Annotated in this window: 23 protein-coding genes; 11 read left to right on the forward strand and 12 right to left on the reverse strand. The window is 69.2% G+C overall.

What is annotated here, in order from left to right; genetic code table 11:
- Window positions 1–105: 105 nt before the first annotated feature.
- Window positions 106–471: an ArsC/Spx/MgsR family protein gene (locus AB0C30_RS03660; protein WP_357939188.1), complete on the forward strand. Its 366-nt coding sequence runs from the start codon at window positions 106–108 to the stop codon at window positions 469–471.
- Window positions 472–518: 47 nt separating this feature from the next.
- On the opposite strand, the gene AB0C30_RS03665 is transcribed toward AB0C30_RS03660, so the two are convergent.
- The 3 genes from AB0C30_RS03665 to AB0C30_RS03675 are packed head-to-tail and all read right to left on the reverse strand — an operon-like array spanning window position 519 to window position 2371.
- Complete coding sequence (locus AB0C30_RS03665) at window positions 519–1088, reverse strand: LysM peptidoglycan-binding domain-containing protein (RefSeq protein ID WP_357939190.1); 570 nt, start codon at window positions 1086–1088, stop codon at window positions 519–521.
- Between the two features lie 3 nt (window positions 1089–1091).
- On the reverse strand, window positions 1092–1994 hold the full coding sequence (locus tag AB0C30_RS03670) for a hypothetical protein (RefSeq protein ID WP_357939193.1): 903 nt from the start codon (window positions 1992–1994) through the stop codon (window positions 1092–1094).
- Window positions 1995–2008: 14 nt separating this feature from the next.
- The gene (locus AB0C30_RS03675; protein WP_357939195.1) at window positions 2009–2371 is read right to left on the reverse strand and encodes a YbaB/EbfC family nucleoid-associated protein; all 363 of its coding nucleotides are present in this window, start codon (window positions 2369–2371) and stop codon (window positions 2009–2011) included.
- Between the two features lie 279 nt (window positions 2372–2650).
- Between AB0C30_RS03675 and AB0C30_RS03680 the strand changes: the two genes are divergently transcribed.
- A complete protein-coding gene (locus tag AB0C30_RS03680; protein WP_357939197.1) occupies window positions 2651–3265 on the forward strand; it encodes a substrate-binding domain-containing protein in 615 nt (204 codons plus the stop codon).
- Between the two features lie 44 nt (window positions 3266–3309).
- Here the strand turns inward: AB0C30_RS03680 and AB0C30_RS03685 are convergent, their stop codons facing one another.
- From AB0C30_RS03685 to AB0C30_RS03695, 3 genes are read right to left on the reverse strand one after another with little or no spacing between them, the layout of a single operon-like run.
- Window positions 3310–4092: a CPBP family intramembrane glutamic endopeptidase gene (locus AB0C30_RS03685; RefSeq protein ID WP_357939199.1), complete on the reverse strand. Its 783-nt coding sequence runs from the start codon at window positions 4090–4092 to the stop codon at window positions 3310–3312.
- Window positions 4089–4709 (reverse strand): YciI family protein, encoded by a 621-nt coding sequence (locus AB0C30_RS03690; protein WP_357939201.1) that lies wholly within the window; start codon window positions 4707–4709, stop codon window positions 4089–4091. Before AB0C30_RS03690 ends, AB0C30_RS03685 begins: the two co-directional genes overlap by 4 nt.
- A 38-nt stretch (window positions 4710–4747) precedes the next feature.
- A complete protein-coding gene (locus AB0C30_RS03695; RefSeq protein WP_357939203.1) occupies window positions 4748–5218 on the reverse strand; it encodes a VOC family protein in 471 nt (156 codons plus the stop codon).
- Between the two features lie 338 nt (window positions 5219–5556).
- Here AB0C30_RS03695 and chvE point away from each other — a divergent pair, with 338 nt between their 5' ends.
- Genes chvE through mmsB form a run of 3 tightly spaced genes read left to right on the forward strand, consistent with a single transcriptional unit; the run spans window position 5557 to window position 9495 of the window.
- Window positions 5557–6693 (forward strand): multiple monosaccharide ABC transporter substrate-binding protein, encoded by a 1137-nt coding sequence (gene chvE / locus AB0C30_RS03700; RefSeq protein WP_357939205.1) that lies wholly within the window; start codon window positions 5557–5559, stop codon window positions 6691–6693.
- A 4-nt stretch (window positions 6694–6697) separates the two neighbouring features.
- Complete coding sequence (mmsA, locus tag AB0C30_RS03705) at window positions 6698–8236, forward strand: multiple monosaccharide ABC transporter ATP-binding protein (RefSeq protein WP_357939207.1); 1539 nt, start codon at window positions 6698–6700, stop codon at window positions 8234–8236.
- Window positions 8233–9495, forward strand: coding sequence for a multiple monosaccharide ABC transporter permease (gene mmsB, locus AB0C30_RS03710; RefSeq protein ID WP_357939209.1), 1263 nt, complete (start codon window positions 8233–8235; stop codon window positions 9493–9495). The genes mmsA and mmsB overlap by 4 nt, the downstream gene beginning before the upstream one ends.
- A gap of 5 nt (window positions 9496–9500) precedes the next feature.
- Here the strand turns inward: mmsB and AB0C30_RS03715 are convergent, their stop codons facing one another.
- Complete coding sequence (locus AB0C30_RS03715; RefSeq protein ID WP_357939756.1) at window positions 9501–10340, reverse strand: PaaX family transcriptional regulator C-terminal domain-containing protein; 840 nt, start codon at window positions 10338–10340, stop codon at window positions 9501–9503.
- Between the two features lie 146 nt (window positions 10341–10486).
- Here AB0C30_RS03715 and AB0C30_RS03720 point away from each other — a divergent pair, with 146 nt between their 5' ends.
- Both AB0C30_RS03720 and AB0C30_RS03725 read left to right on the forward strand, forming a co-directional pair.
- Window positions 10487–11971 (forward strand): long-chain fatty acid--CoA ligase, encoded by a 1485-nt coding sequence (locus tag AB0C30_RS03720; protein WP_357939211.1) that lies wholly within the window; start codon window positions 10487–10489, stop codon window positions 11969–11971.
- Between the two features lie 24 nt (window positions 11972–11995).
- Window positions 11996–12298, forward strand: a complete 303-nt coding sequence (locus AB0C30_RS03725) for a metalloregulator ArsR/SmtB family transcription factor (RefSeq protein WP_357939213.1) — start codon at window positions 11996–11998, stop codon at window positions 12296–12298.
- 59 nt (window positions 12299–12357) lie between these two features.
- Here the strand turns inward: AB0C30_RS03725 and AB0C30_RS03730 are convergent, their stop codons facing one another.
- The gene (locus tag AB0C30_RS03730) at window positions 12358–13263 is read right to left on the reverse strand and encodes a hypothetical protein (RefSeq protein WP_357939215.1); all 906 of its coding nucleotides are present in this window, start codon (window positions 13261–13263) and stop codon (window positions 12358–12360) included.
- 119 nt (window positions 13264–13382) lie between these two features.
- On the opposite strand from AB0C30_RS03730, the gene AB0C30_RS03735 reads away from it, so the two are divergent.
- The gene (locus AB0C30_RS03735; RefSeq protein WP_357939217.1) at window positions 13383–14225 is read left to right on the forward strand and encodes an AfsR/SARP family transcriptional regulator; all 843 of its coding nucleotides are present in this window, start codon (window positions 13383–13385) and stop codon (window positions 14223–14225) included.
- Here AB0C30_RS03735 and AB0C30_RS03740 read toward each other — a convergent pair.
- On the reverse strand, window positions 14122–15114 hold the full coding sequence (locus AB0C30_RS03740; protein ID WP_357939218.1) for a helix-turn-helix domain-containing protein: 993 nt from the start codon (window positions 15112–15114) through the stop codon (window positions 14122–14124). The two genes, AB0C30_RS03735 and AB0C30_RS03740, sit on opposite strands and share 104 nt — an antisense overlap.
- Window positions 15115–15185: 71 nt before the next feature.
- Between AB0C30_RS03740 and AB0C30_RS03745 the strand changes: the two genes are divergently transcribed.
- Window positions 15186–15500: a cupin domain-containing protein gene (locus AB0C30_RS03745; protein ID WP_357939220.1), complete on the forward strand. Its 315-nt coding sequence runs from the start codon at window positions 15186–15188 to the stop codon at window positions 15498–15500.
- Between the two features lie 19 nt (window positions 15501–15519).
- The gene (locus tag AB0C30_RS03750; protein WP_357939222.1) at window positions 15520–15963 is read left to right on the forward strand and encodes a protein-tyrosine phosphatase family protein; all 444 of its coding nucleotides are present in this window, start codon (window positions 15520–15522) and stop codon (window positions 15961–15963) included.
- Window positions 15964–15972: 9 nt separating this feature from the next.
- Here AB0C30_RS03750 and AB0C30_RS03755 read toward each other — a convergent pair whose 3' ends face one another.
- The 3 genes from AB0C30_RS03755 to AB0C30_RS03765 all read right to left on the reverse strand — a co-directional run bounded on the left by AB0C30_RS03755 (window position 15973) and on the right by AB0C30_RS03765 (window position 19381).
- Entirely contained in the window at window positions 15973–16566 is a 594-nt protein-coding gene (locus AB0C30_RS03755; protein WP_357939224.1) for a DUF305 domain-containing protein, read from the reverse strand.
- A 111-nt stretch (window positions 16567–16677) separates the two neighbouring features.
- A complete protein-coding gene (locus AB0C30_RS03760; protein ID WP_357939226.1) occupies window positions 16678–17841 on the reverse strand; it encodes a histidinol-phosphate transaminase in 1164 nt (387 codons plus the stop codon).
- A 115-nt stretch (window positions 17842–17956) separates the two neighbouring features.
- Window positions 17957–19381 carry an FG-GAP-like repeat-containing protein gene (locus AB0C30_RS03765; protein WP_357939228.1) on the reverse strand — a complete coding sequence of 475 codons (1425 nt, stop codon included), beginning with the start codon at window positions 19379–19381 and terminating at the stop codon, window positions 17957–17959.
- A 108-nt stretch (window positions 19382–19489) separates the two neighbouring features.
- On the opposite strand from AB0C30_RS03765, the gene AB0C30_RS03770 reads away from it, so the two are divergent.
- Window positions 19490–20257, forward strand: a complete 768-nt coding sequence (locus tag AB0C30_RS03770) for a GntR family transcriptional regulator (protein ID WP_357939230.1) — start codon at window positions 19490–19492, stop codon at window positions 20255–20257.
- Window positions 20258–20293 lie beyond the last annotated feature (36 nt).

The following is a 20293-nucleotide window of genomic DNA, read 5'->3' on the forward strand; positions in this document are numbered from 1 at the left end:
TGCTAGTGAAATAGGGGGTTGGCCACGTCCAGTGCGCCCCCTGTTTTTCCATGGGACGCCTTGCCGGATGGCTCCGCGCTCCTCGCATCCCCAAAGGAAGTCAGCATGGAGATCTGGATCAACCCCGACTGCTCCAAGTGCACCTCCGCGCTCGAACTCCTGGACACCGAGAACGCCGACTACACCATTCGCCGCTACCTCGACGACCCGCCCAACGAGCTCGAGCTGCGCGAGGTGCTCACCAGGCTGCGCCTCGAACCGTGGGACATCACCCGCTTCGGCGAGGCCACGGCCACCGACCTCGGCATCGCCGGCTGGCCGCGCGACGCGGCCAACCGGAACCGCTGGATCAAGGCGCTGGCCAGCCACCCGATGCTCATCCAGCGCCCGATCATCACCGCTGGGGACGGGGCGGCCGTCGTCGGCCGTACCCCGGAGGCCGTCCGCTCGGTGCTGTCGCGCTCGTCCTGACCACAGCTACTCGTCCTGACTGCCGCCAACGCTCGTCCTGGCCGCCGTTAACGGTGTGGCTCGCCCCAGATCGGCCGATCGGGGTCAGGGGTGGGCAGCGCCGCGAGGACGGTGGTCACGTTCTCCCAGTCGGTGACCTCGGTCCGGTCGGCCACGAGCCGCAGGCGCTTCGGGATCTCGTGATGGGCGTCCTGGAGGGCGTCGATGCCCTCGATGATCTGACCTGACACGGCCTCGTAGCCCACGCGGCCGCCTTCGCCCTTGAGGAAGGTGGTCCCCAGCTTGTCGTCGCCCCAGAAGTTGCCGATGGCGTTCAGCTCCGCCGCCGCGGCGTTGACGAATTCGCCGAGGTCGTGTTTCTCGGTGTCGAAGCCCCCGGCGGCGGACCTGATGTGACCCGGGTAGATTTCCATCGGCAGGCGGAGCCGCATGCCCGGCCGCACGTCGTGGGGGCTGTCGAGGACGTCGCGGTTAGCCTGGTAGATGCTCTCCCAGAGTGAAGGGTCCTCGAAGAGTCGCTGGGCGATCTCCCAGAGTGAGTCGTAGTCCCCGCCGGGGGGCGTGACGGTGACGGTATCCGGCCGCTCCGGCGGCTTGGGATCAGGTTCAGGAGCCATACGTCATTCCGCTGGTTTGTGGGCCATCGTGAAATAGAGCAGCGCCCTGCCAAGCGTCTGTTTCCAGGTGGGGACGAGGTCTGTGCCGCTCTCCCCGTTCAGGGCGTCGTACGTGGCGCCGTAGGTGGATCCGCCTACCATCCGGCTGATGAAGTACTGCACGTCGGCGTTCTTGCTCATCGCTCTGGCCGCCGGCATGAAGCCCTCGAACGCGCCGTAGAACGCGACCGACGCGGTGAACTCCTTCAGCATCTGCTTCCCGTTGTCGCTCCACGAGCCCGTGTCCTCGCCGCGCAGCGCGTTGACCCCGGCCACCACACCCACGTCTCCGACCGCGAAGAAGGCGCTGCCGATGCTGTATTCGGTGAGCTTGCTCAGCACGATCCGGCCGATGTTGTGTTCGACCAGTTTCGCCAGCAGGCTCGCCTTGGCGCGGTTCATGGCGATTTCGGTGATCTTGTAGGCGACCCCGGCCTGCCAGGGGAAGGTGGTGATGAACATGAAACTGGCGAGGTTGGCCAGGGCGAGGGACCAGTACGCGTGCTGCGCCTTCTCGATGACCTCCGCGTACTCCAGGCACGCCTCGCTGTTCTGCCGGCAGCGCTGGGCGAGTTTGTCGGCGTAGCCCAGCGCGGGCGGGTTCGGATAGAGCCCGGCGGTCACGGCCTTCTTGTAGGCCTCGATCCCTTCGCCGCCGTTGCGTTTCCACACGGCCTCGGCGAACGGGTAGGTCCGGTTCTGGCTCTGCTCGAGCCGCTCCGCCAGCCGCGTCCAGACGGCGGCGGCCTGCCGGGCCTTCGCCGGATCGCCGTCGGGGTAGTCGACCGCGAGCATCTTGAACACGAAGGCGGCGATGCCGACCGAGCCGACACCATAGATCGCACCACGTGCGGGGCTGATGGCCATGGGAGATCAGCCGGCTACCGGCTGTCCCGGGGGCGACGGGTCGACCCCAGCACGGTGCCCGCGATGAACGGGTCGACCAGGTCGGTCAGCTCCTCCTCTGCGTTGCGCGCCGCGGCCTCGGCCGCTTCGAGGATCGCGGCGGCCAGTTCGTCGGAGCCCAGCCGCATGGCGCGGGGGTCGATCGTGAGGCCCACGAGCGCGCCGGTCGGCGCGGTCTCGGCGACCACCCGCCCGTCCGCCGCCTCGCCCCGGCCGCGCACCTCGGTGATCCGGTCCCTGAGCTGCTCCACCTGTGCGACGTCGGCGTTGAACTGCGCCAGCAGGCGCTCGATCTCCGGATCTCCGCTTCCCCGGAGCGCGTCTGCGGGCGATGTCATCGGGTCTCCCAGAGGTCGGTGCGCGTCAGCAAGGCATGACATGAGTACGTCCCCACGAGGCTCGTCTCAACACACCCGCCCCGCATGTCACGTAGATCGTAACCCCTGCAAAGGGGAGTTTACCGGTCGGAAATAAAGGATTAACCAACACTCCCGGCAGGTCAGTCAAGGATGGCCCATTGACACACTCCGAAAACCTCTTAGCTTCTTCATTGGGCGTGCTGACGGGGGGAAGCGATCACCCCTGGACCCATCCGTCAGGAATTAGAGGTCGAGCACATGGAAAAGTTCCCTCCCAAGGTCGAAGAGGCAGTCGAAACCCTCAACCTCAACCCGGTCGCCCGGCGGCGCCTGCTCTCCGGCGCCGGCCTGGTCAGCGCCTCGGCCGCGGCGTCCGCGCTGCTGACGGCCTGCACCTCCAGCCAGGGCAAACCCGCCGCGTCCGGCGGCTCGGGCGCTCCCGGAGACTTCCCGGCCACGCCCAAGTGGAAGTTCGTGCTCGTCTGCCACGTCACCACGAACCCGTTCTTCACCCCCACCCAGTACGGGGCGCAGGACGCGTGCGCCCTGCTCGGCACCGACTTCCAGTGGACCGGCTCGAAGGACTCGATCGTGGCCGAGATGGTCAACGCCTGCAACACCGCCATCTCGGCCAAGGCCGACGGGCTCGCGGTGGCCGTGGTGGACAAGGCCGCCTTCCGCGAGCCGGTCGCCAAGGCGCTGGACGCGGGGATCCCCGTGGTGTCGTACAACGCCGACGGCGCCCGCGACGACAAGGGCAGCGCGCGGCTGGCCTACATCGGCCAGGGACTCTACGAGTCCGGGTACGCCCTCGGCCAGCGGGCCCTCCAGCAGGTGGACTCCGGCGAGATCGTCGGATTCTCGCCCGGGTGAGCGGGCTCAGGGGAGCCGGCTTGCTCTCGCTCGGGTGAGCGGGCTCAGGGGAGCCAGCTCACCTTGCCGTGCAGGGCGGCGTAGCCGGCGAAGGCGACGGCGTCGATGAGCGTGTGCGCGACAACGAGCGGCATGGCCCGGCCCCAGCGCTGGTACAGGCGGCCGAACACCAACCCCATCACCACGTTCCCGACGAAACCCCCGAACCCCTGATAGAGGTGGTACGACCCGCGCAGCAGCGCCGCCACCACGACGGAGCGCCAGGGCGCCCATCCCGCCTGCTCCAGCCGGTGCAGCAGGTAGCCGCTGACGAGCACCTCTTCGAGCACGCCGTTCTGCGCGGCGGCCAGCAGCAGGACCGGGATCCGCCACCACACGTCGGGCAGTTGCCCGGCGACCACCGAGAGGTTGATCCCGATGGCGTACACGACCAGGTAGAAGGCCAGCCCGGATCCGCCGATCGCGGCCGCGAGCAGGGTGCCGCGCACCAGGTCGCGGCGCGGCTCGCGGAGGTCGACGCCGATGGTCCGCATCGACTCGCCGGAGCGGACCAGCAGGTAGGCGACGAGCGCGACCGGGGCCACGCTGATCGCGATGTCGACGAGCTGCAACGTCAGGTCCAGCCAGGGCCGCCCCGGAGCCAGCGACCGGACGAGCACGGCCTGCTGACCCTTCAGCTGCTCGGGCGCCGTGAGCGCGCCGATCAGCCGGACGAGCGCCAGAAGGCCGCTGGCCCCCAGCGAGACGGAGAACACCACGAGGATCTCGGCCTTGATCAGCCTCGGTCCGAGGGTCGAGAGCGGTGCGGCGGGGGACTGCGCGGTCATGACCGCGGGGCAGACGGTCGAGGAGTCGCCGGAGGGGCAGGCGGTTGAGGAACCGTCGGCCAGCTGTCCGGCCGCCCGCCGAAGTCATAGTCGTGGACCTCGATGTCGGCGTACCGGTCCGGCGTCAGGATGGCGCGTGCGGCGTCCTGGTCCGGCGCCCGCAGCAGCGCCGCCGTGCCCAGCCAGGTGGTGCCGTCGTCGGCCAGCAGCGGCCCGTACGCGATCAGCTCGTCCCGGCCGGGCGGCACGGTGAGATCGGCGGCCTGCCCCGAGCCGAGGCCGAGCACCAGGTATTTGCTGCCACCGGTCCGGCCACCGGGGAAGTCCCACATGGTGCGTCCCAGCAGGTTGCGCCACCGGCGCACCAGCACGTCACGGTAGACGCCGGCCTGGTAGTTGGGCTCGTCGAAGGCGAACGCGCGGGCGGCGGCGGAATCCGGCAGGTCGAGGATGTGCACGCTGCCGGTGGGCGTCTCGTCGTCGTCGGCGGCGAAGGTCGGGCCGCGGGCGATCATCTCCTTCGCGTACCCGTCCATGTAGGACCAGTGCTCCTCCAGCAGCTCGTCGCGCAGCGCCACCGAGCCGGGCCGATCGCGGTGGTAGCAGAAGAACTCCATCCCCACAGTGTGTACCACCTGGATCCCGGCAATAGCCGTCAGCGTGCGAAGAAGTCGGCGCTCTGGACATACTCCATCGCCTTGACGAACACCGGGTCGCTGAGGCGCGCCTCGAGCTCCTCCGGCCCGACCTCTTCGACGCGGGTCTGGATCCACCACAGGTTGCCGAGCGGGTCGCGCACCCGTCCCACCTTGTCGCCCCAGTACAGGTGGGTGACCTCGGTCACCGAGGTGCCACCGGCCGCGACGGCCCGCCGGTGCACCGCGTCGGCGTCGTCCACGTACAGGCGCAGGAACGCGGGCGTCGGCGGCCAGTCCGGCACGGCGTCGAACATCATCACCACCGCGTCGCCGATCCGGACCTCCGCGTGACCGATGCGGCCCTTCTCATCGGTCACCCGGCCGAGTTCCTCGGCGCCGAACGCCTCCTTGACGTAGTCGATGAACCGGGCGCTGTCACGGCAGGCGACGAACGGCGTCACAGTGGTGTAGCCCTCGGGAACGGCCATGATCTCTCCTTTGAAGCGGGTAGCCCGACGCTAGAGGGCATAGAGGTCAGTTTCTGTCCCACATGAACGCCGCGCTGCCGCGCCGACGCTCGGGGGGTGGCCGGCCTTCCGGCTGACGCTGCTGGCCTGTGACTTCTGGGTCCACGAACCCGCCGAGCCCACCGGGCATCCGCCCGCGATCGGCCCGCGCCGCAGGCCCAGGGCCACTTCAACCGTGAAGGTTGTGTTACGTCTACGTTATCGGCTGCGCTTGACACCGGAAATGTTAGCGATAACACTCGCGGGATCGGCTGTCTCCCGTGACGCACGGGCACCTCCCCATTTCCGCAAGGAGAAACATGAGATTTCCACGATTCGCGACCGTGGTCTCCGTCCTGGCGCTAGCCACGGTCGCGACCGCGTGCGGCTCGGCCGAGAAGACGGTCGACAAGGACGCCGCCGCCAGCGCCTCGGCCGGTTCGGCCGGCGCCCTGGTCGGCGTGACGATGCCGACCAAGTCGTCCGAGCGTTGGATCCACGACGGCGACAACGTCAAGACCAGCCTGGAGAAGCTCGGCTACAAGGTCGACCTGCAGTACGCCGAGAACGACATCCCGACCCAGGTCAACCAGATCGAGAACCAGATCACCAAGGGCGCCAAGCTCCTGATCATCGCCTCGATCGACGGCACGGCCATCACCACGCAGCTCCAGGAGGCGGCCGACAAGAAGATCCCGGTCGTCGCCTACGACCGGCTGATCCGTAACAGCCCGAACGTCGACTACTACGCCACCTTCGACAACTTCAAGGTCGGCGTGCAGCAGGCCACGTCGCTGCTGGTCGGGCTGAAGCTGCTCAACGCCGACGGCTCCGCGGGCAGCGCCAAGGGCCCGTTCAACGTCGAGCTGTTCGCCGGTTCGCCCGACGACAACAACGCGACGTTCTTCTTCAACGGCGCCATGTCGGTGCTCAAGCCGTACATCGACAAGAAGACGCTCTCCGTCAAGAGCGGCCAGACCGACTTCAAGACGGTCGCCATCCTGCGCTGGGACCCGGCCACCGCGCAGAAGCGCATGGAGGACCTGCTGACCAAGACCTACAGCGGCGGCACCAAGGTCGACGGTGTCCTGTCGCCCTACGACGGCCTGTCGATCGGCATCCTGTCGGCGCTCAAGAGCAACGGCTACGGCACCTCCGGCCAGCCGTACCCGATCGTGACCGGTCAGGACGCCGAGCTCGCGTCGGTGAAGTCGATCATCGCGGGTGAGCAGTACTCCACCATCTACAAGGACACCCGGCAGCTGGCCGACGTGACCGTGAAGATCGCCGACACCGTGCTCAAGGGCGGCAAGCCCGAGGTCAACAACACCAAGGACTACGACAACGGCAACAAGGTCGTGCCGTCGTACCTGCTCCAGCCGCTGATCGTCGACAAGACCAACTACGAGAAGGAACTCGTCGACACCGGCTACTACACCAAGTCTCAGCTGGGCTGACGTCATGACTGATGACATCCTGCGGATGCGCGGGATCACCAAGACCTTCCCCGGAGTAAAGGCGCTGCAAGACGTCAACCTGTCCGTACGACAGGGCGAGATCCACGCGATCTGCGGCGAGAACGGCGCGGGCAAGTCCACGCTCATGAAGGTGCTGTCGGGCGTCTACCCGCACGGTTCCTATGAGGGCGAGATCTTCTTCGAGGGAGATCCGTGCCGGTTCGCCGACATCCGTGACAGCGAGCACCGCGGGATCGTCATCATCCACCAGGAGCTGGCCCTGTGCCCGCAACTGTCCATCGCCGAGAACATCTTCCTCGGCAACGAGCAGGCCACTCGCGGCCTGATCGACTGGAACCGGACGAACCACGAGGCGGGTGAGCTGCTGAACCGGGTCGGGCTGCGGGAGAACCCCGTGTCGCTCATCTCCGACATCGGGGTCGGCAAGCAGCAACTCGTGGAGATCGCCAAGGCGCTGTCCAAGCGGGTGCGCCTGCTCATCCTCGACGAGCCGACCGCGGCGCTCAACGACGAGGACTCGGCGCACCTGCTCGACCTGCTGCGCGGCCTGCGTGACGAGGGCATCACCTGCGTGATCATCTCGCACAAGCTCAACGAGGTCATCGACATCGCCGACTCGATCACCATCCTGCGCGACGGCCGGACGATCGAGCGGCTCGACATGGTCACCGACCACGTCACGGAGGACCGCATCATCTCCGGCATGGTCGGCCGCGCCCTGGAGCACCGCTTCCCGCCGCACGAGCCGAACGTCGGTGAGGAGGCGCTGCGCATCGAGGACTGGACGGTGCACAGCCCGGCCCAGCGGGGCCGGGTGGTGGTCTCCAACGCCAGCCTCACCCTGCGCAAGGGCGAGATCGTCGGCCTGGCGGGGCTCATGGGGGCCGGTCGTACGGAGCTGGCCATGAGCGTCTTCGGCCGCTCCTACGGCACCGACATCTCCGGCCGCATCTACAAGAACGGCCGGCAGATAGAGATCAAGTCGGTGCAGGACGCGATCCGCCACGGCATCGCGTACGCCACCGAGGACCGCAAGAGGTACGGCCTCAACCTGATCGAGGACATCAAGCGGAACGTCTCCGCCGCCGCGCTCGGGAAGCTGGCCCGCCGTGGCTGGGTCAACGACAATGAGGAGCACCAGGTCGCCGAGGGGTTCCGCAAGAGCATGAACATCAAGGCGCCCAGCGTGCTGAGCGTCACCGGCAAGCTCAGCGGCGGCAACCAGCAGAAGGTCGTCCTGTCGAAGTGGATCTTCACGGACGCTGACGTGCTCATCCTGGACGAACCGACCCGGGGCATCGACGTCGGGGCCAAGTACGAGATCTACTCGATCATCAACCAGCTCGCCGACGACGGTAAGGCCATTCTGGTCATCTCATCGGAGCTGCCGGAACTCCTGGGCCTGTGCGACCGGATCTACGCGCTGTCGGCCGGCCGGATCACCGGTGAGGTCCCGCGCGAGGAGGCCACGCAGGAGGGCCTCATGCAGTACATGACGAAAGGACAGGACGAGATCCGATGAGCAGCAGTACCTCATCCACCGCCGCGGGGCCGGCGCCCACCGGGCAAGAGCCGCCTCCGCCGCGGGAAGCGGGCAAATCATCGTGGCTGTCGTTCAACGTACGGCAGAGCGGGATCTATGTCGCGTTCGCGCTGATCGTCGTGCTGTTCGCCTTCCTCACCAAGGGGGCGCTGCTCCAGCCGCAGAACATCTCCAACATCATCGTCCAGAACTCCTACATCCTGATCCTGGCCATCGGGATGATCCTGATCATCATCGCCGGGCACATCGACCTGTCGGTGGGCTCCGTCGTGGCCGTCACCGGCGCCATCGCCGCCGTGCTGATGGTCAACTACGGCGTGCCGTGGCCGCTGGCGCTGATCATCACGCTGGTCGCGGGCGGGCTCATCGGCGCATGGCAGGGGTTCTGGATCGCCTACTACGGCATCCCGGCGTTCATCGTGACGCTGGCCGGCATGCTGCTGTTCCGCGCGCTCACGCTGACCGTGCTGGGCAACCAGGGCATCGGGCCGTTCCCTGACGCCGTCCGTACGCTGTCGAACGGCTTCACCGACAGCTACCTCGGTAACATCGGGCTCGGCCCGCTGGGCGGCGCCGACCTGTTCAGCCTGCTGCTCGGCCTGGTGGCGGTGGCCGGCATGGCCGTCAGCCAGTGGCGCAGCCGGGTGGCCCGGCTGGGTTACCGCCAGAGCGTGGACCCGCTGCCGATCTTCCTGCTCCGCATCGCCGCGGCCGCCGCCGTCATCCTCGCCGTGGTGGTGCAGCTGGCCAGGTTCAAGAACCTGCCCTGGGTGCTGATCCTGCTCGCGGCGCTGGTGCTAGGTTACTCGCTGGTGACCAACCGCGCCGTGTTCGGCCGGCGGATCTACGCCATCGGCGGCAACCTGCAGGCGGCGCTGCTGTCCGGCATCAAGGTCAAGTCCGTCGTCTTCTGGATCTTCGTGAACATGGGCGTCCTGTCCGCGCTCGCCGGGATCATCTTCGCCGGCCGGCTGAACCAGGCGGGGCCCACGGCGGGCAACTCCTTCGAGCTGGACGCCATCGCGGCGGCGTTCATCGGCGGCGCGGCCGTACAGGGCGGCGTCGGCAAGGTGGTCGGCGCGGTGACCGGCGGTCTGATCATGGGCGTCATCAACAACGGCATGTCGCTGGTCGGCGCGCCGAGTGAGCGGGTCATGCTCGTCAAGGGCGCCGTCCTGCTGGCCGCGGTCGCCTTCGACGTGTGGACCAAGCGCCGGGCGGCTGCCGGCACCCGCTGATCGCTTCAGCTCACCTCGGCCGGGGTGAGCGCCAGTTCGTCCAGCACGGTGTCGGCCAGCGCCCTGGCGCTCGGCGCGTAGTCGCGGGCCAGGGCGCGGAACACCTGCTCGGCCCGGATCGCCGGCCAGTCCGCCGGCAGGTGTTCGGCCGGCAGGTGCGGGTCCTGGCGGACCAGCTGCAGCCAGTCGGTGTGCAGGAGGAGCTGCCGGGCCAGGTCGTCGGCCGCCGAAGGGAGCGGGCGCGGGGTGTCCCAGCGGTCGAGGAAGGCCCGGTAGCGGGCGGCGATCCGCTCGGTGCTGAACGCCTTGCGTACGAGGTCGGCCGTCTCGGTCGGCTCGAAGGCCCGCGCCGTCAGAACGGTGATGTGATCGCCGAGTTCGAGCGGGGCGAGGATGCCCGCGACGTCCTTGGCGCCCGGCGCGATCCACAGCCCGCTCTGCAGCAGCCCGAACCCGGCCCAGATGAGCTGGGAGCGGAGGTCGTGCCGGGTGCTGCGCCGGCTGTCGGGGATCGAGAAGCCCACCAGGGTCCAGGCGCCGTCCCAGTCGCGGTTGACCGCGCCGGTCTCCCAGACTCGGCGGCGCCCGTCGTCGAGCACCTCCGCCGCGTGCTCGGTGAGCCCGAAGTACATCCTGCGCCCCTGACGGTGCCGGGCCAGCAGGTTGCGCTTGACCATGCGGGTGAGCGTCGAGCGCACCGCCTCCTCGGTGACGCCGAGCCGGGCGAAGACGTCGATGACGCTGCCCGAATAGACGGCGGTGTCGCGCCCCAGCACGTAGACGCCGAGAAAGCTGAACATCAGGGACTGCGGACGGGCCGTCAGCACGTCTCCTTCGCCGAGCATCACAGCAAGAGGGTAGACGGATCCGTCACAGTCGGCAAAACTCTGACTCAGGTTGGGAAATTGCCGACCGACGCTGTTGACGGGCGTGATCGTGCTGCCTAGCCTCGCGATCACGGCGACTTACCGACGCGGGAGGCCGTACGCCCATGAACAACGCGGGAGTGGGAGGGTGGCCGGCTCGCCGGGCCCAGATGACGCCGGACCGTACGGCGTTCGTCTTCGAGGGGCGGGCGGTCACCTACGCCGAGGTGCACACGCGTACGACGAAGCTGGCCGCGCGCCTGCGCGAGGCCGGGGTGCGGCCGGGGGATCGGGTCGCCTACCTGGGCACCAACCACCCGGCTTTGGCGGAGACCATGTTCGCCACGCACCTGCTCGGCGGGATCTTCGTGCCGCTGAACTTCCGGCTGGCGGCGCCCGAGATTGCCTACATGCTGGGCGACTGTGAGCCGTCTGTGCTGATCCACGCGCCTGAGTGCGCCGAGGTGGTCGGGGCGCTTCCCGAGGTTCCGCCCTTGCTGGTGTCGGACTACGAGACCTTTCTCGCCGAGGGTGATCCCGCGCCGATCGACGTACGCGTCGGGCTCGACGACATCGCGCTCATCCTCTACACCTCCGGCACCACGGGCCGGCCCAAAGGCGCCATGCTCAGCCACGCCAACCTGGTGTGGAACACCTACAACATGCTGATCGGCGTCGATGTCACGAGCGAGGAGATGACGCTGATCAGCGCACCGCTCTTCCACGTCGCGGCGCTGAACCAGACGTTGCTGCCCACCTTCGCCAAGGGCGGCTGCTCGGTGATCATGCCGTCCTGGGACGTGGACGGGTGCTACGACCTCATCGAGAAGCACGGCATCACCTGGATGTTCGGCGTCACCGCGATGTTCGCCGCGTTCGCCCGGTCGCCGCGCTGGGCCACGGCCGACCTCTCCTCGCTGCGCAACCTGATGTCGGGCGGCGCCCCCATCCCACCCGCGCTCATCCGCGTCTACCAGGAGCGGGGCCTGGTGTTCTGCCAGGGGTACGGGCTGACCGAGACGGCGCCGGGCGCGACCTTCCTGGAGGCCGGGCAGAGCGTGCGCAAAGTGGGCTCGGCCGGGGTGCCGGTGTTCTTCGCCGACGTACGCGTGGTCCGGCCCGATCTCACCGACGCCGCCGTCGGCGAGCGGGGCGAGGTGCTCGTCCAGGGGCCCAACGTGACCCCCGGCTACTGGCAGAACCCCTCCGCGACCGCGGCGGCGTTCGCGGAGGGCGACTGGCTGCGCTCGGGCGATGTCGGGACGTTCGACGCCGAGGGGCACCTGTACATCGTGGACCGGGTCAAGGACATGTTCATCTCGGGCGGGGAGAACGTCTATCCGGCGGAGGTGGAAGGCGTCCTCTTCGAGCACCCGGCGGTGGCCGAGGTCGCCGTGGTCGGGGTGCCGGACGAGACATGGGGCGAGGTCGGTCGGGCGTTCGTGGTCGGCGGGGCGGCGGTGACCGCCGACGAACTGCGGGAGTTCCTCGACGGGCGGCTGGCCAGGTACAAGATCCCGCGCTACTTCGACCTGGTGGACGAGCTGCCCCGGACCGGGTCGGGCAAGATCCAGAAGGCCCGGCTGCGAGACCGGCCGCTGGACAGCTAGTTAGCTAATTGCCACAATGCCCTGGTGCTGGATGTGGACCTGGTCAAGGCGCTGGCCAACGACAAGCGGCTGCTGATCCTCGAGTGGCTGCGCGAGCCCGAACGGCACTTCCGGCCGCAGCGTGACGGCGACCTGGTCGAGGACGGGGTCTGCTCGCTGTTCATCGCGGAGAAGCTCGGGGTGAGCCAGCCGACCTGCGGCGGGCATCTGAAGGTGCTCAGCGGGGCGGGGCTGGTGCGCGGGAAGAAGATCAAGCAGTGGGTGTTCTACCGGCGTAACGAGGATCGCATCGCGGCCGCCAAGGAGGCGCTGGGCGGCGATTGGTGATTCCCACGCGGACTGTGGTGCCGTGCACACGAGCCCATGGTTCGTGTGCACGGTACCCGTTACGGGCAGGGGACGATCTGCTCGGCCCGGCCGCCGACCTGGACCCAGTTGGTGCCCGAGCCGGTCCACTTGTAGACGGCTCTGCGGTCAGGGCTCAGGCCGTAGATGTCACCGTTGGTGACCGCCCAGTCCCAACCGGGGCCGCCGACGAGCTGCCAGGCGTAGGGCGTGTTGAGGTAGCGCCAGATGCTGCCGCGGTCCGGGGTGGTGGCGAACAGGCCGAAGCCGCCGCCGTACAGCCAGTTGGCCGGGCCGCCGATCTGGGTCCAGTCGGTGCCGGCGCCGTTCCACTTGTACACGCCGCTGCGGTCAGGGGCGAGGCCGTAGAGGGCGTTTTTGGTGACGGACCAGGTAAGGCCGGGGCCGCCCACGTTCTGCCAGAGGTTGGGCGAGTTCAGGTAGCGCCAGATGCCGCTGCGGTCCGGGGAGGTGGCGAACAGGCCGAAGCCGCCGCCGTACAGCCAGTTGGCCGGGCCGCCGATCTGGGTCCAGCTGGTGCCGGCGCCGTTCCACTTGTACACGCCGCTGCGGTCAGGGGCGAGGCCGTAGAGGGCGTTTTTGGTGACAGACCAGGTAAGGCCGGGGCCGCCCACGTTCTGCCAGAGGTTGGGCGAGTTCAGGTAGCGCCAGATGCCGCTGCCGTCGGGCGACGTGGCGAACAGGCCGAAGCCGCCGCCGTACAGCTTCCCTGCGGGCCCGCCGATCTGCGTCCAGCTGGTGCCATCGTCGTCGTAGCGCCACACGCCCGCGCTCCCCGGGGAGAGCGCGCAGATGGTGTGGGCGACGGCGGCGGAGGCCGGTGTCGCCACCAGGCCCACCATGGCCATGACCAGGGCGAAGAGCCCGGCGATTGTCCTGATTATGCGTGTCCTGGCCGACAGGCCGGGTTTGACGGTCACCCTCATGTTGATCCCTCCTGGGTGGAAACTCCGTCAGGGTGCCATCACGGGCTGTAATGGAGCTCCAACCAGGCTGGAACGGGGTATGAGACGACGGGGGCTGGTGGTGCGGAAGGGGGACAGGCATGCGGGTGAGACTGCTGGGGCCGGTGGACGTGCTGGTGGACGACGTCCCGCGAAGGGTGAGGGGGCTTCGCCGCACGGCCGTGCTCGCCGCGCTGGCGCTGCGGCCCGGTGCCGTGGTCAGCGTCGATCTCCTGGTCGAGGCGGTCTGGGGTACGACGGCGCCGGCCTCGGCCGCCACGACCGTGCAGTCCCACGTCTCCTACCTGCGCGGCGTGCTCGGCCGCCGGGAGGCGATCACGGCCCGTCGGCCCGGTTACCTGCTGGACCTCGGCGAGCGGGAGGCCACCGATGTCCAGACCGCCGAGCGTCTCATCCGGCAGGGAATGGAGACCGGGGCGCCGGACGTGCGGGCCGACCGCCTGCGGGCCGCGGTGGCGTTGTGGCGGGGCGCGCCGCTGGCCGAACTGGCCGGGCTGGCCTGGTTCGACGAGCAGGCCCAGCGGCTGGAGCAGTTGCTGCTGGAGGCGCGCCACGCCCTCATCGACGCGCGGCTGGCCCTCGGGCATGATCGGCAGCTCGTCCCCGAGCTGACGGACCTGAGCAGGCAGCATCCGCTCCACGAACAGGTGCACGCGCAGCTGATGCTCGCGCTGTATCGGGCCGGTCGGCAGGGTGAGGCGCTGGCCGTCTACCAACGGCTGCGCCGCACCCTGGTCGACGAGCTGGGCATTCATCCCAGCCAGCCGCTGCGGGAGCTGGAGGTGGCCGTGCTGAGGCAGGATCCGGTCCTGGACCGGCCTATTCCGGCCGCACCCGCGTACTTGAGGCCGGTGGCTCGGTCCGCGTGCGCAGGTGGAAGGCGCGCCGGTAGGCGGCGGGGGTGGTGCGCAGGGCGTCGTTGAAGCGCCGGCGGAGGTTCGTGGCCGAAGAGAGGCCCACCCGGGCGGCGATCGCGTCCACGGACAGGTCCGTCTCCTCCAGGAGCGCCCGCGCCCCGGCGATCCGCTGGGCGAGCACCCACTGCCCGGGGCTGGTGCCGAGCTGGGCGGTGAACATCCGGGCCAGCGTCCGGGTCGACACACCGCCGCGGGCCGCCAGGTCGTCGACGGTCAGTGGCTCGCCGAGCCGCTCCGCCGCCCACTCCAGCAGGGGCGCGAGCGAGTCGGGCGCCCGGCCGCGCGATGGCGCGATGGCGTACTGGAGCTGCCCGCCCTCCCGATGCGGCGGCATGACCATGTGGCGGGCCACTTTCGCGGCGTACGCGGCGCCGTGGTCGGTCCGTACGAGGTGCAGGCACAGGTCGATCCCTGCGCTGGTGCCGGCGCTGGTGGCGACGTCGCCGTGGTCCACGTACAGCACGTCGGGATCGACCGGGACGGCGGGGAAGCGTTCCGCGAGCTCGGCCGCCAGCCGCCAGTGTGTCGTGGCCCGCCGTCCGTCGAGCAGCCCGGCCTGCGCCAGGACGAACGCGCCCGAGCAGATGGCGGCGATCCGCGCGCCGCGCCGGTGCGCCCGGCGGAGCGCGGAGAGTACGGCCCCCGAGGCCGTGCGGGTCTGCCAGCCGGGGATGACGACCGTGTCGGCGCTCTCCAGCGCGGCCAGGCCCTCGGTGACCGTGATCGAGTAACCGGCCAGGGTGGGCACCGGTCCCGGCGTCTCGGCGCAGACGCGGAAGTCGTAGGGGCGGGCCAGGCCGGGCCGTACGGTGGCGAACACCTCTGCGGCGCAGCTCAGCTCGAACGTCGCCTGGGGCGGGCTGGCCAGCGCGACGACGCGATGCTCTGATGACATGGCAGAAAAGTACTCCATGACGTCTTTTCTGGCACTGGGTGGATGCCCGTCGCGCTCGCCAGGATGGCGGCATGGAAACGGACCGGCAGGCAGTGCACATCGACGACGTGGAGCCGGTGGAGGTGGCGCCCGGCATCATCAGGCGGCGGCTCACCGCGACCGGGCTGGCGCGGGGCTGGCTCATCGACTTCGCCCCCGGCACGCGGTGGCCCGAGGTGGACGTACACGAGGGGGAGGAGCGTTACTACGTGCTCAGCGGCGAGGTGATCGAGGGCGAGACGCGGTACAGGGAGGGAAGCTACGTGGTGTTCGCCGCGGGCAGCCGTCACCAGCCGCGGACCGAGACGGGGGCGCGCATGCTCGGTATCAACCTCCTGGTCGGCTGAGAGGGGCAAAAATGGGGACATGACCGACTCGCAGCTTGTGGGAGCGATCCGCCTCCCCGATGGAATTTATGTTCGCGGCCGTGGCCTGTTGGACGAGCCGCCTACCGGGCCCGCCCCCGACTACGGCCTCTACCTGGGAACCTCGAAGTTGCGGCGGCGTGGCGGGGCCGGGCTGTCGTGGCCGCACGACTGGATCGACTGGCCGGACTTCCTGCTGCCGCGCGACCGCGACGGCGCGGTCGGCCTGATCCGCTCGTTGCACGAGCAGGCCAAGGCCGGTCGCCAGGTGGAGGTGGCCTGTGGACATGGCGTCGGCCGTACCGGCACTGTCATCGCCTGCCTGGCCGTACTGTCCGGGCTGTCCCCGGCTGAGGCGATCACCTGGACACGGGAGCACCACAACCGGCGGGCGGTCGAGACCCCGTGGCAACGCAGGTGGGTGACACGCTTCCCGGTGGGATGAGCGTCCGGCTCAGAGGCGGTCGACGATCGTCTGGAGCTGGGCGACCTCGTCCCGCTGGTGGGTCGCCATGTGCGTGGCTACCTTCTTGACCTTGGGGTCGGCCCCCTCGGCCTCCTGGGTACGGACCATCTCGATCGCGCCGTTGTGGTGCACGATCATGTGCCGGGCGAACAGCTTGTCGAACTTCTTGCCCTTGGCCTTCCTGAGCTGCTCCATGGCCTCCTCGGAGATGAGACCCGGCATCTCATGACCCACATGGCTGGACATTTCGGGCTTGTTCCACGCCGTCAGCCAGCCCTTCATGGTCTGGATCTCCGGCTCCTGGGAGGCCTTGATCTTCTCGGCGAGCTCCGTGACCTCGATGTCGCTCGCGCGGGACGGCGCCAGGCCGGCCATCTCCACCGCCTGCTCGTGGTGCGGGATCATCATCTGCGTGAACATGACGTCGGCGTCGTTGAACACGACCGACGGTGACGCGGCCGACGTGGCGGCGCCGAGCGCGCCACCCGACCTGCCGTCCTGGCCGGTCATGTCGTTGCCGCCGCACGCCGTGAGCAGGGCGAGTGTGCCCGTGGCGGCGGTGTAGGAGATCTTGCGTTTCATGCGCACCGCGACGCGGTCCCTTCTCGGTCCAGTCGGCTTACTGGGTAGGGCCGGGTGCCGCGCCCGGGTGGACGGGCGCGGCACCACGAATGTGGGGTTTCCGCCGGTGAGTCAGGCGGACAACGGGTTCACGGCTCGATGGTGCAGGCCGGTGACGGGGATCTCGTGCAGGCTGCCGGAGTACAGATACTGGGTCATGCCGACCAGTAAGCGGCGTACGTCCTCCTGCGGCCGGACCACCAGGCGAAGGAACTGGCTGGTCGTGCCCAGCTTGTTGCCGCACTCGCGGACGTACACACCGTGCTCGGACAGCAGGTGGTCGCGCAGCGGCACCCCGTCATGTCCCGGGGGCAGCTTCACCAGCAGAAAGTTGCCCTGCGAGGCGTAGACGGTCAGCTCCGGCATCGCGCTGAGCTGGTGGAACATCGCCCGCCTGTCCTGGGCGAGCCGCCTGAGGCTCTCCTGGTACTCGGGTCGGCACTGCTTCATCATGAACACCACGACCTCGGCGAACGAGTTGAGGTTCCACTTGGGCAGCGCGTCGCGTACCTTCCCGGCCAGCGCCGGGTTGGCGACCATGTAGCCGAACCGGATGCCGTGCAGCCCGAAGTTCTTGCCCAGGCTGCGGAGCACGATCACGTTGGGCCGGACCGCGGCCTCCGCGGCCACGCCCGGATACGGCTCGGCGTCCACGAACTCGCCGAACGACTCGTCGACGATCACCAGGTCCAGGTCGATGAGCAGGTCGAGCAGGCGCAGGACCTCGTGCTTGGGCAGGTACCCGCCGTCGGGGTTGTTGGGATTGCAGATCACCGCCACGCGGGAGCCGCGCATGCGGACGAAGCGCACGAAGTCATTGACGTCGAGGCCGAAATTGTGGCCCTCCATCAGCGGGTACATGTCGACCCGCTTCCCGGTCTCCATCGGCTGGTCGGTCCAGCGGCCGAAGGTGGGGATCGGCACCGCCAGGCTCTCCTTCACCAGCAGGTGGTCGATCCAGGTGATCAGCTCGGTGGATCCGTTTCCCATCGCGACCGTCTTGGGGTGGAGCCCGAGGGTGGAGCAGAGCTCCGCGGTGATCGTGTCCGCGTCGCTCGGATAGAACTTAAGGATCGTCTCCAGGTTTCTCCCGAGATGCTCGAATATTTCCGGGGTCGGGAAGTAAGGGTTACACGGGATGCAGAAGTCCACCGGGGCAAGCTGTCCCGATGATCCGCGCAGCAGTGAGAAGTACGAAGGGCTGTGCGCCTGCGCTCGCAAAAGGCTGAGCTCCACGACACCTCCTGGGGCACGTGTCCGGACGTGAGTAGGTACGCGGGGCTTTGGGAGTCGGTTCAGCCGAAACTGATCTTTCGGACCGCGCCTACGCCGGGGCAGCTCGCTGTCGGCCCTATTTGGCGGACCACATTCCCAGGTGGGAGCCCGTGTCGGACGCCTGGATGGCGGCCGGGTCGAACGAGAGGGCGCCATCGGTGGTCAAGCCGCCGGGTGAACCGGGCAGCACCCACGCCGCGCCGGTCTTCACAGCTTTGCCGTCTTCTCCGGGGGCGCCCACGCCGAGGTCGGCGCGGCCGTCGCCGTCAAGGTCGCGCAGGCTGACGGAGGCGCCGAACCGGTCCCCGTCTTCGGCGGTCCCCGGGACGCCCGGACTGGCCTGGGTGAACAGGCGTGCCCCGGTCGGGCCGCTCCTGCCGCCTCTGAGCAGCAGCACGGCGCCGCCGCCGGCCTTGCCGGGTACACCCGCGGCGATGTCGGCGTACCCGTCGCCGTCCACGTCCCCGGCGGCCAGGTCGAAGCCGAACTGGTCACCTCGCGCGCCGCTCCCCGGCACGCCGGGGCTGTCCTGGGTGAGAGTGCGGGTACGGCGGCCGGGACCGTCCGGCGAGCCGTACAGGACCTTGATGGTGCCCTTGTCGGCCTTCAGGGTGTCGACGAAGCCGCTGGGGATGACGCGCAGCACCAGGTCGCCGTAGTGGTCGCCGTCGAGGTCGCCCACGGTGCCGGTGGCGGCCGCGTCCAGCCGCCTCGGCCGCCCGGCGAGCCCCTGCGGGCCGCCCTTCCAGAACAGGGACGGCTCGGCCGTCTCCTCCCAGGCGTGCGTGGTGACCAGGTCGTCCTTGCCGTCGCCGGTCAGGTCGCCGGCGACCAGCCTGGTCGGCTGCTCGTAGGTCCGGTCCAGGACGACCTTGCGGGCCGGGCGGCCGTCACGCGGGAACGGGCCGTGGAAGACGTTCACCAGCCCCCGCTCGCTGGTGGCGGCCAGGTCGTCCTTGCCGTCGCCGTCGAAGTCGCCGACGGCAAGCTCCCGGCCCTCGGTACGGTCGACCAGGTCCGGCGGGACGTCGGTGCGCGGGGGGTCGACCAGCGGGGTGCCCAGCGCCAGGCCGTCCTTGCCGCCCCACAGCAGGGTGACGAACCGCCGGTCCAGCTCGAAGGGGTTGTACGAGCCGACCGCCAGGTCGGTGTAGCCGTCGGCGTCGAAGTCACCGGCGGCGGTGCGGGCCCCGAACGCGTCCCCGGCCACGGGATCGCCCGCCACATTGGAGCTGTCGAGGTGCAGGATCCGGCGCCGAGCGGGATCTACGCCACCGGCCGCGCCATACAAGATGGCGATATATCCGGCTTTGAGGATGTGGCCGACCGTGCCCGCCGGGGCCGAGACCGCGTAGTCCTCGAAACCGTCACGGTTGAAGTCGACCTTGGCGGTGGTGCTTGGCAAGGTCGCAGCGGGGCGGGAGTTGTCCTCGTGGGGCTGGGATTCGGCGCCGCCCAGCACGAGAGACGCGCAGATCACCGTACACATGACGCCCCGCACAGACCCTCCACCGGCGCTCGACCTCAGCACGATACACAACGAGTGGTTGACACCATCCGGGTCGAGCGGAAAAGATACGGTCGTCCGTACAACTTAGGACGTGAGCGTATGACCGACTGGGAACGCCGGCTGGCCCTCGACCCGTCAGCCGTGGTGCCGCTCTACTACCAACTGCGCGAGCGCCTGAGGGCGGCCATCCGCGACTGCGAGCCCGACACGCCCATCCCCGCCGAGAAGGACCTCATGGCGTACGCGGGCGTGAGCCGGGCGACGGCCCGCCGGGCGATCGGCGACCTGGTGCAGGAGGGCCTGCTGGTGGCCAGGCAGGGCAGCGGCACCTACACCGCGCCGCTGGCCGTGGCCCCCGAGCTGGGTGCGGGCCCGGTCGGTTTCACCGAGACGATGGCGCGGCTCGGCCGCAGGCCGACGACGCAGGTGCTCAAGGCCCATCTGCAACCGGCGGGCGCCGAGGTCGCCGTGGCGCTCGGTGTCAGAGAGACGGAGCAGATCGTCTTCGTCGAGCGGCTGCGGCTGCTCGAAGGCGCGCCCTGCATGCTGGAGAGCGCTCACCTGCCCGCCGAACTGGTGCCCGGCATCCTCGACGAGGACCTGACCGGCTCGCTCTACGACCTGCTGCGGGTGAAGTACGGACTGTCCCCCGCGAGCGGCAGGGAGACGATCGGCGCGGTCAACGCCGACTACCGGCTCGCCGAGTTGCTGCGCGTCCCCATGGCCGCGGCCCTGCTCGCGACCGCCCGCAACACGTGCACCGAGAGCGGTGTCGCGCTCGAATACACCATCCGCCACGCGCGCGGCGACTTCGCCGTGTTCTCCGTGGAGCTCAACGACGCCAAGAACGCCCTGATGGGCCAGTAACCCCCCAAACAGTCATCTACCTGGACGGCATCGCCG

This window comes from Nonomuraea sp. NPDC048901 (genome assembly GCF_040649695.1).
GTDB lineage: Bacteria > Actinomycetota > Actinomycetes > Streptosporangiales > Streptosporangiaceae > Nonomuraea.

Coding starts and splice junctions, on each gene's coding strand:
- AB0C30_RS03660 (WP_357939188.1), top strand. CDS start 106: ATGGAGATCTGGATCAACCCCGACTGCTCCAAGTGCACCTCCGCGCTC.
- AB0C30_RS03665 (WP_357939190.1), bottom strand. CDS start 1,088: ATGGCTCCTGAACCTGATCCCAAGCCGCCGGAGCGGCCGGATACCGTC.
- AB0C30_RS03670 (WP_357939193.1), bottom strand. CDS start 1,994: ATGGCCATCAGCCCCGCACGTGGTGCGATCTATGGTGTCGGCTCGGTC.
- AB0C30_RS03675 (WP_357939195.1), bottom strand. CDS start 2,371: ATGACATCGCCCGCAGACGCGCTCCGGGGAAGCGGAGATCCGGAGATC.
- AB0C30_RS03680 (WP_357939197.1), top strand. CDS start 2,651: ATGGAAAAGTTCCCTCCCAAGGTCGAAGAGGCAGTCGAAACCCTCAAC.
- AB0C30_RS03685 (WP_357939199.1), bottom strand. CDS start 4,092: ATGACCGCGCAGTCCCCCGCCGCACCGCTCTCGACCCTCGGACCGAGG.
- AB0C30_RS03690 (WP_357939201.1), bottom strand. CDS start 4,709: ATGGAGTTCTTCTGCTACCACCGCGATCGGCCCGGCTCGGTGGCGCTG.
- AB0C30_RS03695 (WP_357939203.1), bottom strand. CDS start 5,218: ATGGCCGTTCCCGAGGGCTACACCACTGTGACGCCGTTCGTCGCCTGC.
- chvE (WP_357939205.1), top strand. CDS start 5,557: ATGAGATTTCCACGATTCGCGACCGTGGTCTCCGTCCTGGCGCTAGCC.
- mmsA (WP_357939207.1), top strand. CDS start 6,698: ATGACTGATGACATCCTGCGGATGCGCGGGATCACCAAGACCTTCCCC.
- mmsB (WP_357939209.1), top strand. CDS start 8,233: ATGAGCAGCAGTACCTCATCCACCGCCGCGGGGCCGGCGCCCACCGGG.
- AB0C30_RS03715 (WP_357939756.1), bottom strand. CDS start 10,340: ATGCTCGGCGAAGGAGACGTGCTGACGGCCCGTCCGCAGTCCCTGATG.
- AB0C30_RS03720 (WP_357939211.1), top strand. CDS start 10,487: ATGAACAACGCGGGAGTGGGAGGGTGGCCGGCTCGCCGGGCCCAGATG.
- AB0C30_RS03730 (WP_357939215.1), bottom strand. CDS start 13,263: ATGAGGGTGACCGTCAAACCCGGCCTGTCGGCCAGGACACGCATAATC.
- AB0C30_RS03735 (WP_357939217.1), top strand. CDS start 13,383: ATGCGGGTGAGACTGCTGGGGCCGGTGGACGTGCTGGTGGACGACGTC.
- AB0C30_RS03740 (WP_357939218.1), bottom strand. CDS start 15,114: ATGTCATCAGAGCATCGCGTCGTCGCGCTGGCCAGCCCGCCCCAGGCG.
- AB0C30_RS03745 (WP_357939220.1), top strand. CDS start 15,186: ATGGAAACGGACCGGCAGGCAGTGCACATCGACGACGTGGAGCCGGTG.
- AB0C30_RS03750 (WP_357939222.1), top strand. CDS start 15,520: ATGACCGACTCGCAGCTTGTGGGAGCGATCCGCCTCCCCGATGGAATT.
- AB0C30_RS03755 (WP_357939224.1), bottom strand. CDS start 16,566: ATGAAACGCAAGATCTCCTACACCGCCGCCACGGGCACACTCGCCCTG.
- AB0C30_RS03770 (WP_357939230.1), top strand. CDS start 19,490: ATGACCGACTGGGAACGCCGGCTGGCCCTCGACCCGTCAGCCGTGGTG.